This is a genomic window from Streptomyces venezuelae (assembly GCF_008642355.1).
Classification (GTDB): domain Bacteria; phylum Actinomycetota; class Actinomycetes; order Streptomycetales; family Streptomycetaceae; genus Streptomyces; species Streptomyces venezuelae_B.
Genome location: NZ_CP029193.1, coordinates 5,441,585 through 5,455,223 on the forward strand (window position 1 = coordinate 5,441,585; position 13,639 = coordinate 5,455,223).

At 71.5% G+C, this 13,639-nt stretch carries 9 protein-coding genes; 2 read left to right on the top strand and 7 right to left on the bottom strand.

The genetic code is table 11. From position 1 onward, the window contains the following. Positions 1-4: 4 nt before the first annotated feature. From hemG to DEJ47_RS25470, 6 genes are read right to left on the bottom strand one after another with little or no spacing between them, the layout of a single operon-like run. Positions 5-1,444, bottom strand: coding sequence for a protoporphyrinogen oxidase (gene hemG / locus DEJ47_RS25445; RefSeq protein WP_223828501.1), 1,440 nt, complete (start codon positions 1,442-1,444; stop codon positions 5-7). Further along, positions 1,441-2,628: a TIGR04053 family radical SAM/SPASM domain-containing protein gene (locus DEJ47_RS25450; protein WP_223828502.1), complete on the bottom strand. Its 1,188-nt coding sequence runs from the start codon at positions 2,626-2,628 to the stop codon at positions 1,441-1,443. The genes hemG and DEJ47_RS25450 overlap by 4 nt, the downstream gene beginning before the upstream one ends. Then, positions 2,625-3,347 (bottom strand): respiratory nitrate reductase subunit gamma, encoded by a 723-nt coding sequence (narI, locus tag DEJ47_RS25455; RefSeq protein WP_150171978.1) that lies wholly within the window; start codon positions 3,345-3,347, stop codon positions 2,625-2,627. The genes DEJ47_RS25450 and narI overlap by 4 nt, the downstream gene beginning before the upstream one ends. Further along, on the bottom strand, positions 3,347-4,003 hold the full coding sequence (gene narJ, locus DEJ47_RS25460; RefSeq protein WP_150171980.1) for a nitrate reductase molybdenum cofactor assembly chaperone: 657 nt from the start codon (positions 4,001-4,003) through the stop codon (positions 3,347-3,349). The genes narI and narJ overlap by 1 nt, the downstream gene beginning before the upstream one ends. After that, on the bottom strand, positions 4,000-5,556 hold the full coding sequence (gene narH, locus DEJ47_RS25465; protein ID WP_150171982.1) for a nitrate reductase subunit beta: 1,557 nt from the start codon (positions 5,554-5,556) through the stop codon (positions 4,000-4,002). Before narH ends, narJ begins: the two co-directional genes overlap by 4 nt. Beyond that, positions 5,556-9,227: a nitrate reductase subunit alpha gene (locus DEJ47_RS25470; RefSeq protein ID WP_202459481.1), complete on the bottom strand. Its 3,672-nt coding sequence runs from the start codon at positions 9,225-9,227 to the stop codon at positions 5,556-5,558. Before DEJ47_RS25470 ends, narH begins: the two co-directional genes overlap by 1 nt. A 159-nt stretch (positions 9,228-9,386) precedes the next feature. Here DEJ47_RS25470 and DEJ47_RS25475 point away from each other — a divergent pair, with 159 nt between their 5' ends. Continuing rightward, positions 9,387-10,154 carry a YwiC-like family protein gene (locus tag DEJ47_RS25475; protein WP_150171987.1) on the top strand — a complete coding sequence of 256 codons (768 nt, stop codon included), beginning with the start codon at positions 9,387-9,389 and terminating at the stop codon, positions 10,152-10,154. A 17-nt stretch (positions 10,155-10,171) separates the two neighbouring features. Here the strand turns inward: DEJ47_RS25475 and DEJ47_RS25480 are convergent, their stop codons facing one another. Continuing rightward, positions 10,172-12,916: a lysylphosphatidylglycerol synthase domain-containing protein gene (locus DEJ47_RS25480; protein ID WP_398335032.1), complete on the bottom strand. Its 2,745-nt coding sequence runs from the start codon at positions 12,914-12,916 to the stop codon at positions 10,172-10,174. Positions 12,917-13,128: 212 nt separating this feature from the next. Here DEJ47_RS25480 and DEJ47_RS25485 point away from each other — a divergent pair, with 212 nt between their 5' ends. Then, a complete protein-coding gene (locus DEJ47_RS25485) occupies positions 13,129-13,578 on the top strand; it encodes an MGMT family protein (protein ID WP_398335028.1) in 450 nt (149 codons plus the stop codon). Positions 13,579-13,639: the final 61 nt, after the last annotated feature.

Below are 13,639 nucleotides of genomic sequence, written 5' to 3' on the forward strand. Positions count from 1 at the left end.
CGTGTCAGCCCTCGGTGATCTGCCGGGCCGCGGCCGTCCCCGTCGCCACGCACGCGGCGACGCCCACGCCGTCGTACGCGGCGCCGCACAGCGCGAGCCCCGGGATTTTGCCGACGGCCTCACGGACGCGGGCGACGCGCTCGATGTGCCCGACGCCGTACTGGGGGAGGCCGCGCTCCCAGCGGGTGACGCGGGCCGCGACGGGCTCGCCGATGGAGCCCAGGGCCTGGTGCAGCTCGATGACGGAGCTGCGGACCAGATGGCGGTCGGGGACGGCGAGCCGGTGCTCCTCGGCGACGCGGCCGATGGAGGTGCGCAGCAGGAAGACGTCGGGTGCCTCCTCGCGCTGCCACCGCCACTTGTTGCTGAGGAACGTGACGGCCTTCAGGGCGTGTCCGTCGACGGCGGGCACCAGGAAGCCGTTGCCCTCGGGAAACACCTCCCCAGGGATGTGGCCCGGCCCGCTGCCGCGCGCCCGGACGAGGGCCTCCGCGCGTGGGAACGCCAGCGTCACCACGGCGGTGCTGGCGTGCTGGATCGCGCCGAGGTCGGCGTCGGCGAGCGGCGCGTGGGGCCGCAGCAGTTCCGCCGCCTCGTACGCGGGCACGGCGAGGATCACCGCGTCCGCCTCCAGGAGGAGCGGCCCGTCCCCTGTGGCGGCCAGGACGCGCCACCGTCCTCCCGGCGTGCGCTGCAGCTCACGCGCGCGCGTGCCGGTGAGCACCCGGGCGCCGCTCGCCGCCGCCACGGCGAGGGGCAGGCGCCCGGTGCCGCCGCGCAGCCCCTGGACCGGGACGGGGCGGGGGGCGTCCGCGCGCGGGAAGGACCCGCCGCCGGGCGTGCGCATCTGTCGCAGCGCCGCGAGCAGCGGCTCCCCGCGCTCCGCGACCGCCGCCACGCGCGGCAGCACGGTCCGCAGCGAAAGACGGTCGGGACGGCCCGCGTAGACCCCGCCGAGCAGCGGTTCCACGAGCCGGTCCACGGTCTCCTGCCCGAGCCGGCCGCCGAGGTACTCGGCCACGGACACGTCCTCGGCCGTCGGTTCGGCGGGCAGCGTCTCCTCGTTGCGCAGCCTGGCCACGCCCTCGTCGGACAGCAGACCCGTGCCCGCCATCGTGTCCGGGTCGGTGGGGATGCCCATGACGTGGCCGCGCGGGAGCGGGCGCAGCGCGCCGTTCGACCACAGGGTGGTGGGCGCGGGGGCCGGGTCGCACAGCGCGTCGCCGAGGCCGACCTCCTCCGCAAGCCGTACGGCTTCGGGACGCAGCGCCATCAGGGATTCGGCGCCCTCGTCGACGGGGACGCCCGCGAGGGTGCCGGTGCGCAGCTTGCCGCCGATGCGAGGGGCGCCCTCCAGGACGGTCACTTCCGCGTCGGCGCGCAGCCGCCAGGCGGCCGTCAGTCCGCTGATGCCGCCGCCGACGACGATCACTGAACGCGTCATGCCGTACGTCCTTCCGTGAGCAGCTCCCGCAGCTCGTCCTGGTAGGGGAAGCTCCCCGGTTCGTACGCGCACCAGGGGTCGGCGGCCAGCACCCGCCCCGTCGTCCCGTACGCGCGCGAACGGGAGCCCCCGCACACGGTGTTGAACTCGCAGCGCCCGCACGCGCCGCCGAGCAGTGAGGGGTCGCGCAACATCGTGAACAGCGCGGAGCCGCGGTAGATGTCCACCAGCGGGTGATGCCTCACGTTGCCGGCCGACAGCGGCAGGAAGCCGCTGGGGTGGACCTCGCCGGTGTGCGACACGAAGACGAAACCGCGCCCCGACCCGACGTCCATGGGCGGCCTGCGCACCGCGCGCCGCTCCCCGTCGTGCAGACCGAGGACACGCGCGCGTGCCGTCAGTCGGGCATGCAGAGGTCCCAACTCGGGCTGTTCGCCGTACCGTTCCAAGAGGGTGCGCTGGAGGGCCACACGGCGGAAGTGGTGGCCTTCCGTCGTCTTGGTGGCCATGACCGCGCCCGTGTCGTACAGGAAGTGCAGGACGTCCTCGACCTCGCCGGGTGTGAGCGAGGAGAGCTGTTCACCGCGGCCCGTCGGCACGAGGACGAAGCCGCTCCACAGCATCGCGCCCTCCCTGCGCACCAGGGCCGCGATGTCCGCGAGATCCTCCAGGCTGTCGCGGGTGACGGTGGTGTTGACCTGCACCTTGAGGCCGAGTTCGCGGGCGGTGCGCCAGCCGTCGAGGGTCCATTCGAAGACGCCGTCCACGCCGCGGAACGCGTCGTGCCGCTCGGCCGTGGACCCGTCGACGCTCAGGGACAGGGCGACGGCGCCCGCGTCGCGCACGGCGGCCAGGTTCGTCCGGTCCAGGGTCGGTGTCCCCGAGGGGGATACGGCGACGCGCAGTCCGAGCGCCGTGCCGTACGCGACGAGGTCGGTGAGGTCGGGGCGCTGGAACGGGTCGCCGCCGGTGATCACGAAGAGCGGGCTCGGCTTCCCGAAGGCGGCGATCTGGTCCATGAGGCGTCGGGCGTCCGCGCCGTCCAGCTCGCGCGGGTTCCGCGCGGGCTGCGCCTCGGCCCTGCAGTGCAGACAGGCCAGCGGGCACGCGCGCGTGGCCTCCCAGATGACGATGAAGGGGCGCTCGGCGACAGCGTGCCGCGGGCGCCGCACGACGCGGCTCACGAGGCGCGCTCCCAGCCGCGCTTCGGGCGCCGGTTCGCGAGCTCCCGCGGGTCCCGGGCGCGGTAGACGACGTACGGCCTGAAGACGTACTTGAGGGGCGCGCTGACGACATGCGCGAGCCGCGAGAACGGGATCAGCGCGAACAGCGCGAAGCCGAAGACGATGTGCAGCTTGAAGGCGAGGGGCGCGGCGCCCATCAGCTCGTGGTCGGGCTGGAGCGTGAACAGGCTGCGGAACCAGACGGAGATGCCTTCGCGGTAGTTGTAGTCGACCGCTCCGGAGGAGTTCAGGACGGTCGCGAGGAGGCCGAGCAGCATCGCCCCGAGCAGCACCGTGTACATCAGGTGGTCACTGCGGAGAGTGGCTTTGCGGACGGCGGGCACCGTGAAGCGCCGGTACACGAGGATGCCGATGCCGAGGGCCGCCGCGACGCCCGCGACGGCGCCGGTGGAGACCGCCATCAGGTGGTACGTGTGGTCGCTGACGCCCATCGCGTCGGTCCAGCTGTCCGGGACGACGAGGCCCACGACGTGCCCGAGCACCACGAACACCATCCCGAAGTGGAAGAGCGGCGAGCCGATGCGCAGCAGCCGCGACTCCTGCAGCTGCGAGGAGTGCGTGGTCAGGCCGAACCGGTCGTAGCGGGCCCGCCAGACCAGGCCCGCGATGAGGAGGGTGACGGCGACGTAGGGCATGACGCCCCACAGGAGGAGGTCCATCAGGCAGGGGTCCTTTCCTGGGCGGCGGATTGCCGGGCGGCGGTTTCCCGGGGGTCGGGAACGGTGGGCCAGGGGAGGTCCACGCCGGGGCCGAAGGGTTCGAGTCCGACGGTCTCGCAGGGCGGCCCGCCGCGGGCCAGCGCCTTCGCCTCGGCGCGCGTCTTCGGAGAGGGCCCGGGGAGCGTCCCGCAGACCGCTTCGAGCACGCGCGCGTAGGGGCTGTCCGCGTCGGTGACGGCGAGGCGCAGCAGTTCGAGTCCGGCCCGGTGCTCCTCCAGGAGGGCGGTGCCCGCCTCCTCCTCGCGGGCGGCGAACTCCAGCAGCACCGGGAGGAAGTCCGGCAGCTCCGGGGAGGCGAACTCCAGGCCGTGCTCGCGGTACACCTGCTTGACGCGCACCAGGGAGAGACCGCGGTTGCGGGTGTCGCCGTCCGACCACCAGGTGAGGTACAGACAGCGGCGGTTGCGGGTGTCGAAGACGTCCGTGTAGTGCGCGGCGAGGTCCAGGGGCCGTCGCGCACGCGCGTGGGCGATGAATTCCCGCAGCAGCGGGTGGCCGGTCGCTTCGTGGAGGCGGTCCAGATCCGCGTACAGCCGCTCGTCCGGGTACTGCAGGAGCCGCCCGGCGACGAGGCGGACGACGGCGCCGGGGGTCATACGGTCCTCCGGGTGGGGCCGAGGTTGAGCATGACGCGCTCCTTGGAGACGGTGTCCGGGCTGTCGGCGACCGGGCAGCCGTCGTCGAGCGGGTGCGTCTCCGCGAGGGCGTCCGCGTCGGCACGGGCGGCGGTCGGGACCACGTACCGGTCCTCGTACTTGGCGATCGCCAGGAGCCGGAACATGTCCTCCATCTCCTGGCCGGTGAGGCCGACCGCCGCGGCGATGGACTCGTCACGCTCCTCCCCGAGGTTGATGCGGCGCATGTACGCGCGCATGGCGGCCATCCGGCGCAGCACCGCCTCCACGGCGTAGGTGTCGCCCGCGGTGAGCAGCGCGGCGAGGTACTCCACCGGGATGCGCAGCGCGTCGATCGCTCCGAAGAGGTTGCCCGCGTCCTCCCCGTCCCGGCCCGCGGCGGCCACCGCCTCGACCACGGGGGACAGCGGCGGCACGTACCAGACCATCGGCATGGTGCGGTACTCCGGGTGCAGCGGCAGCGCGACCTGGTACGTCCTGATGAGGTCGTACACGGGGGAGCGGCGGGCCGCGTCGAGCCACTCGTCGGTGATGCCCGAGGCACGCGCGGCGGCCACGACCGCCGGGTCGTCCGGATCGAGAAAGCACTCCAACTGGGCTGAGTAGAGGTCCTGTTCGTCCTCCACGGCGGCGGCCTCGGCGACCTTGTCGGCGTCGTACAGCATGACGCCGAGGTAGCGCATGCGTCCGACGCAGGTCTCCGAGCAGATGGTCGGCATCCCGGCCTCCACGCGCGGGAAGCAGAAGGTGCACTTCTCCGCCTTGCCGGTGGCGTGGTTGAAGTAGACCTTCTTGTAGGGGCAGCCGGTCACGCACATGCGCCAGCCGCGGCACTGGTCCTGGTCGACGAGGACGATGCCGTCCTCCACGCGCTTGTACATCGCTCCGGAGGGGCACGACGAGACGCACGCGGGGTTGAGGCAGTGCTCGCAGATCCGCGGCAGGTAGAACATGAAGCTCTGCTCGAACTCGAAGCGGATCTTCTCGCCCACCTCGTCGCGGACCTTCTCGACCAGCGGGTCCCCGGGCCCGTGCTCCGGGGCGCCGCCCAGGTTGTCGTCCCAGTTGGGGCCCCACTCGATGGTGCCGATGGGCTCGCCCGTCACCTGCGAGACGGGCTTGGCGACGGGCATGTCGTCGCCCGCCGGGGCGTCGGTGAGGTTCTTGTACTCGTACGTCCACGGCTGGTAGTAGTCCGAGAGTTCCGGCAGCTCGGGGTTGGCGAAGATCTGGCCGAGCCGCTTGAGGCGCCCTCCGGCCCTCAGCCGCAGCCGTCCGGACCTCGTCCGCTCCCAGCCGCCCTTCCACCGCTCCTGGTCCTCCCAGCGGCGCGGATAGCCCTGTCCCGGGAGCGTCTCGACGTTGTTGAACCAGACGTACTCGGTGCCCTTGCGGTTCGTCCACGCCTGCTTGCACGTGACCGAGCACGTGTGGCAGCCGATGCACTTGTCGAGGTTCATGACCATGGCGACCTGGGTCATGACGCGTCCGATGGTGACTCCGTCACGGGACATCAGTAGGAGACCTCCTGGTCGCGGCGGCGGATGACCGTCACCTCGTCACGCTGGTTGCCCGTCGGGCCCAGGTAGTTGAACGCCCACGTCAACTGGGCGTAGCCGCCCACCAGGTGGGTGGGTTTGAGCATGATCCGGGTGAGGGAGTTGTGGATGCCGCCGCGGCGGCCCGTCCTCTCCGTCTTCGGGACGCCGACGGTCCGCTCCTGGGCGTGGTTCATGTAGACCGTCCCCGGAGGCATCTTGTGGGACACGATCGCGCGGGCCGTGACGACGCCGTTGCGGTTCACGGCCTCGATCCACTCGTTGTCCTTCACGCCGATGGCGTCCGCGTCCTGCGGGGACATCCACACCGTCTGTCCGCCGCGGCCGAGCGTCATCATGTAGAGGTTGTCCTGGTACTGGGAGTGGATCGCCCACTTGTTGTGCGGAGTCAGGAACCGCACGGCGACCTCGCGGCCGTCCTTGCCGTCCGTCCGGGAGCCCAACTCGGGCTCTCCGTAGAGGCGGTGCATGTTCAGCGGCGGCTTGTAGACGGGCAGCGCCTCGCCGACCTCGTGGATCCAGTCGTGGTCGAGGAAGAAGTGCTGGCGCCCGGTGAGGGTGTGCCACGGCTTCAGGTGCTCGGTGTTGACGGTGAACGCGGTGTAGCGGCGCCCTCCGGACTCGCTGCCCGACCACTCGGGCGACGTGATGACCGGCACCGGGCGGGCCTGGGTGTCCGCGAACGTGATCCGCTTGCCCTCCGCCTCGGCGGCCAGGTGCGCCATCTCCGTGCCGACGCGCCTCTCCAGCGTCTGGAAGCCCTGGGTGGCCAGGCGGCCGTTGGACGTCCCGGAGAGCGACAGGATGGCCTCACAGGCCCGCTGGGCGGTGTCCAGGCGGGGCCTGCCGTCCGCGGGGCCGCCGCGCACGGTGCCGTTCTTCTCCTTCAGGTACGCGACTTCCTCGGCGACGTCGAACGTGACCGCCTTCGTGGTGACACCCAGCTCGTCGACGAGCGGGCCGAGCGCGGCGAACTTCTCCCCGACCGCTCCGTAGTCGCGCTCCACGACGGCCAGGTTGTACATCGTGCGCCCCGGGACGGGCTCACACTCGCCCTTGGACCAGTCGAGCGCCACCCCGCCGGGCTGCGCCATCTCACCGCCCGGGGTGTCGTGCTGCAGCGCCGTGGCGACCAGGTCGCGGCGCACGCCCAGGTGTTCGCCCGCCAGCTCGCCGAACCGTCGGGCGACGGCGAGGAACGCGTCGTAGTCGGTGCGCGCCTGCCAGGGCGGGTCCACGGCCGGGGTGAAGGCGTGCAGGAAGGGATGCATGTCCGTGGAGGACAGGTCGTGCTTCTCGTACCAGGTGGCGGCCGGCAGGACGACGTCGGAGAGCAGTGTCGTGGACGTCATCCGGAAGTCGAGGCAGAGCAGCAGGTCGAGCTTCCCCTCGACGTCCTCGGAGTGCCACTTCACGTCGCGGGGCGCGCAACGCGGCCCGTCGTCGGGGAGGTTGGAGTGCGTGCCGAGCAAGTGCTTCAGGAAGTACTCGTTGCCCTTGGAGGACGAGCCGAGGAGGTTCGCCCGCCATACGTTGAGCACGCGCGGCCAGTTGCCGGGCGCGTCGGGGTCCTCGCCCGCGAAGCCCAGGGTGCCCTCCTTCAGCTCCCGCACGGCGTCGGTCACGGGGTCCTCGGAGGCCCCCAGGTCCAGCGGGTTGCGGTCGAAGGTCGGGTAGGACGGCATCCAGCCCATGCGTGCGGACGCGGCGAGGCAGTCGGCGCCCGTCATCCCCTCGAAACGGCCCTCTCCCAGAGGGGACGCGAGGGACTCGGCGGGAAGGGTGTCGTAGCGCCACTGGTCGGTGTGCAGATAGAACCAGCCCGCGCCGATCATGTGCCGGGGCGGACGCGCCCAGTCGGACGCGCTCGCGAGCGTCGCCCAGCCGGTCACCGGACGGCATTTTTCCTGTCCTACGTAGTGCCCCCAGCCGCCGCCGTTGCGCCCCTGGCAGCCGGTGAGCGTGAGCAACGCCAGGAACGCCCGGTAGGTGGTCTCCGCGTGGAACCAGTGGTTGGTCCCCGCGCCCATGAGGATCATGCAGCGCCCTTGGGACGCCTCCGCCGTGTCGGCGAATTCGCGCGCCACGCGCGTGGCCTGCGCCGCCGGCACGGACGTGAGGGTCTCCTGCCAGGCGGGCGTGCCGGGCTGGGAGGCGTCTTCGTAGGAGGCGGGCCACTCGCCGGGCAGTCCCGCGCGCGGGACCCCGTACTGGGCGAGCATCAGGTCGTGGACGGTGGTGACGAGCCGCCCGCCGACGCGGCGCACGGGAACTCCGCGGCGTACGACACCGCCGTCGCCGTGAGCACCCTCTTCGAAGCGGGGCAGCACGATCTCCGCGGCATCCTCGCCGTACAGCGTGAGCCGGGGCACGGTGTCGCCGAGGTCGAGGTTCCAGTCCGGGGTGTCGGACGCGCCCCAGCGGTGGCCGAGCGTGCCGTTCGGGACGGTCGGCTCCCCCGTCGCGTCGTCGATCAGAACGGTCTTCCACCGGGCGTTCTCGGTCTCCGCGGCCGTCCCGCCGAGGTCCGCCGCGGTGAGGAACTTGTGCGGCACGAGGCCCTGGTCGGTCTCCTGGAGCGTGACGAGGAAAGGCAGATCCGTATAGCGGCGTACGTAATCCTGGAAGAACGGCGTCTGCCGTTCGACGAAGAACTCCTTCAGGATCACGTGCCCCATCGCGAGGGCGAGCGCGCCGTCCGTTCCGGGGTGCGGGTGCATCCATTCGTCGGCGAACTTCGTGTTGTCCGCGAAATCCGGCGACACGGTGACGACTTTCTGCCCGCGATAGCGCGCCTCCGCCATCCAGTGCGCGTCCGGAGTCCGCGTCACCGGCACATTGGAACCCCACATCATCAAATACGCGGCATCCCACCAGTCACCCGACTCCGGTACGTCGGTCTGGTCGCCGAAGACCTGCGGCGAGGCGACGGGGAGATCCGCGTACCAGTCGTAGAAGGACAGCATCGGCGCACCGATGAGGGAGTGGAAACGGGCCCCGGCGGCGTGCGACGCCATCGACATCGCGGGAATGGGGGAGAACCCCGCGACACGGTCCGGGCCGTGCTCCTTGATGGTGTGCACGTGCGCCGCCGCCACGATCTCGACGGCCTCGTCCCAACTCGCCCGCACCAGACCGCCCTTGCCGCGCGCCCGCTGGTACCGCCGGCGGCGCTCGGGATCGCCCTGGATGTCGGCCCACGCGAGCACGGGGTCCTTCAGCCGCGCCTTGGCCTCCCGGTACATCTCCAGAAGCACTCCGCGCACGTGCGGATACCGCACGCGCGTGGGCGAGTACGTGTACCAGGAGAAAGAGGCTCCGCGCGGACATCCGCGGGGTTCGTATTCGGGACGGTCGGGGCCGACGCTCGGATAATCCGTGGCCTGCGTCTCCCATGTGATGATGCCGTCCTTGACGTACACCTTCCAGCGGCACGATCCCGTGCAGTTCACCCCGTGCGTGGAATACACGACTTTGTCGTGGCTCCAACGGTCACGGTAGAAGGCCTCTCCGTCCCGGCCCCCGGTGTGCTGGACCCGGTGCAGATCCTCGGAGGTCTCCGCGGTCCGGGTGAAGAAACTCCCGGCCTTCACGAGCGACTCAGCGATGTCTTTCCTCTGCTGCAACGTCACATCTCCTGGCCGTCCCGAAGAAAAGGCCGCACACACGTGCCGCCTGCAACGACCCTAAGCCTGGCGGGGGTTGGGACCCCGGGGACCAAAGTCCCGTGAAGGGGTGACCTCTTTCCGGAAATATTGGGGCCGTGTGCTGCGAAGCTGGGACGCATGGGTAGGAAGAAGCGGGGCGCGCTCCGTTCGTGGCTGCCGAACCAGCACGGCGCGTGGGCGATGCTCGCGGTGCCGTTCACGGTGGGCGTGTTCCTCGGTCACGGTCCGGGCGAAGGCCCCCGGTGGGCCCATCTGCCGCTGTTCGCCGCCTGGTTGACGGGGTACGTCACCGCCTTCCACGCCCAGCAGTGGCTCCGTCTCCGCCGCCTCTCCCGCAATCCGAGAGCCCCGCGCCGCCACGTGCGCCCCGCCGTCGCCTCGGCCGCGGTCTCCGCGGTGTGCGGGGTGCCGCTCCTGTTCGCGTACCCCTGGCTGCTGCTCGCGGCCGCCTGCGCCGCCCCCTTCGTGGCCGTCAACACCTGGTACGCGTGGCGCAACGACGAGCGGGCCCTGCTGAACGGCCTGGCCGCCGTGGTCCCTGCCTGCGGCATGCTCCTCGTCACGCTGCGGATGGGCGGCGGCGAGCTCTCCGAGGGCTGGCGTCCCGCCCTCGCCTGTCTGCTGTTCTTCGCGGGCACGGTCCCGTACGTGAAGACGATGATCCGCGAGCGCGACTCACGCGCGTACTACCGGGCGTCGGTGACGTACCACGCCGTCGCCGTGCCCGTCGCGTACGTGCTCGGCCCCTGGCTCGCGCTTCCGTTCACGGCCTACCTGGTGCGGGCGGCGGTGCTGCCGGGCAAGGGCCTCAAGGTGCCGGTGGTCGGGGCGGTGGAGGTCATGGGCGCGGTGCTGCTGCTCGCCGCGCTCCTGGTGATGTTCTGAGGGCCGTCACAGCACCCTCAGAGCAGCCCCTTCCTTGTGAGGTGGTTGAAGAACAACCACCCGGGAAGCACCGGAAGCCACAGTGTGAGCAGCCGGTAGAGGAGCACCGCGGGCGCCGCGACGTCCTTGGGCACGCCCACCGCGATCAGACCCAGGGTCAGCGTCGCCTCGACCGCTCCGACACCGCCGGGCGTCGGAGCGGCCGATCCCAGGGCGTTGCCCGCGAGGAAGACGACCGCGACGCTCGCGAGGCTCAGTGACGTCATCTCTTCGTTGCCGAAGGCCCGCACCGAAGCGTCCAGACAGAGCACGAACATCAGGGTGAGCAGCAGCATGCCGCCGATGCCGGTGAGCAGCTTCTGCGGGCGCTGCAGCACGTCCAGCATGCGCGGCACGACACCGGCGAAAAGCGACCGCACGCGCGTGACGACGAATTTGCGCAGGAACGGGATGGCGGTCACCACGAGGACGAGCACCGCGACCGAGAGCAGACCGGCGATGACGGTCCGGGACGGCGTGAACGACGGCGTCTTCTCCGTCCCCGTCAGATAGCCGAAGATCAGCAGCAGCAGGATGTGCGAGCCGAGCCCGAAGAGCTGCGAGGCGCCGACACTCGCCACCGCGAGCCCCGAGCGCACCCCGGATCGCTGCAGGAACCGCGTGTTCAGCGCGACACCGCCGACCGCGGCGGGCGCCACGATCTTCACGAACGACCCGGCGACCTGTGCCGCCACGGCCCGCAGGAACGGCACCCGCTCCGGCACGAAGCCGAGGAGGCTCATCGCCGCCGCGAAGTAGCTCAGCGCGGAGAACCCGACCGCGGCGGCCACCCAGCCCCACTCCGCCTCCTGGAAGAGGGTGCCGAATTCGACGTGCGTCAGCTGCGAGAGCAGGAAGTAGGCGCCGATGGCGCCGGCGATGAAGCTGATCAGCGTGCGCGGCCTGATCCGCTCCAGTTGCGCGGGCTCGACCGGCGCCGTCGGGCGGATGAGCAGCACCTGGTGGCGGATCTGGGTGAGGAGATCCTCCTCGCGTGCCTGCTCCAGGGCGTCGTCTATGGCCTGCTTCTCGGCCTGCCGCTCCTGCTTGGCCGCCTGCTTCTCCTGCTTCTGGGCCTGCTTGTCCGACTGGCCGTCCGCGGAGACCTCCGCGCGGACGCTCTGGCGGGACTTGCGGGAGGCCTCCAGGACGGCCTCGCGCTCGCGCTGGGACCGTTCACGGGCCAGCCTGCCAAGAGTGGCGCGGGTGGAGCGGGTGAGGGCGATGGGCTGCAGCAGTGGCAGACAGTCGGCCACCGCGTCGGGCCCGAGGACCTCGACGGCCGCGGCGACCGCGCGCTCGGCACCCACCCGCAGGCCGAGCGCCGTCAGGAGCTGGGCGATGTCGATGCGCAGGACCAGGTCGCCCGCGGCGATCTCGCCGCCCCGAAGATCCGTGAGGATCACCGTGCCGGAACGATCCACCAGAATCGCGTCGCCCGCGAGCCTGCGGTGCGCGATCCGCCGGGACTGCAGGGCCTGCACCTGCCGCCACGTGTCGCAGAGCAGTTCGTCGGTGATGGCCTCGTCGGGCAGGGAGTCCAGGGAGTGGCCGCCCGTGTGCTCGTAGACGAGCATCACGGCGTCGGGGCCGAGTTCGGAGGTGGCGATCAGCTTGGGCGCGTTCGCCCCGGCCGCGATGGCCGCGTACGCGAGCAGGGCCTCCTGCTCCAGCGCCTGCCGCAGGGACTGCAGGCTGCGCCGCTGGGTGATGCCCCGCAGGGTGAGCCTGCGCCACACGCGGTAGAAGAAGCCCTGCGCCTGCTGTTCACGGTCGATGACCGTGACGTCGAGCGGCGGGCCGTCCTCCAGGGTGACGAAGTAGCGGCGGCCGCGGTCGCCGTGCTCGCTGTCGGGGGACTCCTCGCGGGAGGCGCTCACGGGGTGGAAGCCGACGTGCCGCAGGCCCGCGAGCAGCGTCTGCCCGGTCGGCCGCACGTTCGGCGAGCCGACCGCGTAGAGCGTTCCGTAGGCCACGGCCCAGCCGATGAGCACCGTCAGGATGATCGAGAAGGGCGTCGTGTAGCCGGTGACCAGCATCGTGAACGCGTCCAGCAGCAGCACCACGAACAGCACCAGGCGCCAGCGCGGTCTGCGGGACATGCCGACGGCCGTCATGTACGCGATGACGGGCGCGAGGTAGCCGTGCACCGGATCGGTGAACGCGTGGAGGTCGGCCGGGGACGGCTTGGTCAGCGCGTCCTGGATGGAGTCGGGGGCGGCCTTCGCGACCCAGAGATCGGTGGCGAGCGTCACGCCGTGCGCCAGGACGGCCGCCAGGACGCCGTCGGCGATGCGCAGTCCGTCCCGTTTGATCAGCCGCTCGATCGCGAAGGCGACGGGGACGAGCAGCACGCCGATGCTGGCGACGAGGCCCGCGACCTTGATCAGCAGGTCGGGCGCCTGGTCCGTGCCCTTGTCGATGTCCTGTTCGAGCCCGGACGTCGTGCCGTGCGCGAACGCGGCGATGGCCAGGAGCACGGCGATGGCGAGGACGCCGACGAGGAGCCGCATGAGGTCGGACGGGCGGTGCACGCGGGCGGCGAGCAGCGGTTCGTCGCGCTCGACCCGCTCGGCGTGGGCGCCGTCGTCGGCGCAGCCGGGGCCGTCACCCACGTCGCCGCGCTCGCCGTCGTTCTCTGTCTTCTCGCTCTTCAGGGCGCGCTCACCGGTGTCCAGGTGTGACTCGGACGCAGAGGTGCCCGCCTTCTCATCGGGATGCACGCCCTGCCGCTCCGTCGTCTCTTCTTGATCTCGTATCACCAGTCACCGCCCGCACGATGGTGGCATGTCCAACCCGTGAAGGGGGGCAGCAGGGGGCAACGCAAGGCTGCGAAGTGGTCACGAAACGACACTTTGCGCCCTGCCGGACGGGCCACGGCACGCTGTGTGGCGGGCCTGTCACCGTGTCGGTGGGGTACGGCAGGATGGTCCGGATGAGCGAGTTGCCGGAGTACGCGGAACGGGTCCTGGAGGTCGCGGAACTGATCCCTCCGGGTCGGGTGATGACCTACGGGGACGTTGCCGAGTGGCTTGAGGAAGGCGGTCCGCGCCAGGTCGGACGCGTGATGTCCCTCTACGGAGGAGGCGTTCCGTGGTGGCGTGTCGTCCGTTCCGACGGCGTACTCCTTCCCGGTCACGAACTGCGGGCCCTGGAGAGGTACCGGGAGGAGGGCACTCCGCTGCGACAGGCCTCGCGCGCCGCCCAGGGGCACGTCCCGAAGCTCGACATGCGGCGGGCGCGGTGGGACGGCGCGGCTCCGGTGGAGGGCGCGGCTCCCATCGGCGCGGCTCCGAAGGGCCGGGACGGGGAGGGCGCCGCCGGGGAGGGCCCGGCCGGGGAGGGCGCTGCTCCGGTCGGGGCGGCTCCAAAGGATCACACCTGACAGCTTCCGGCATCCGGCGGCCCGGCGGGGGGCCGGTGGCCCGTACGGGGGAAGGCACGCG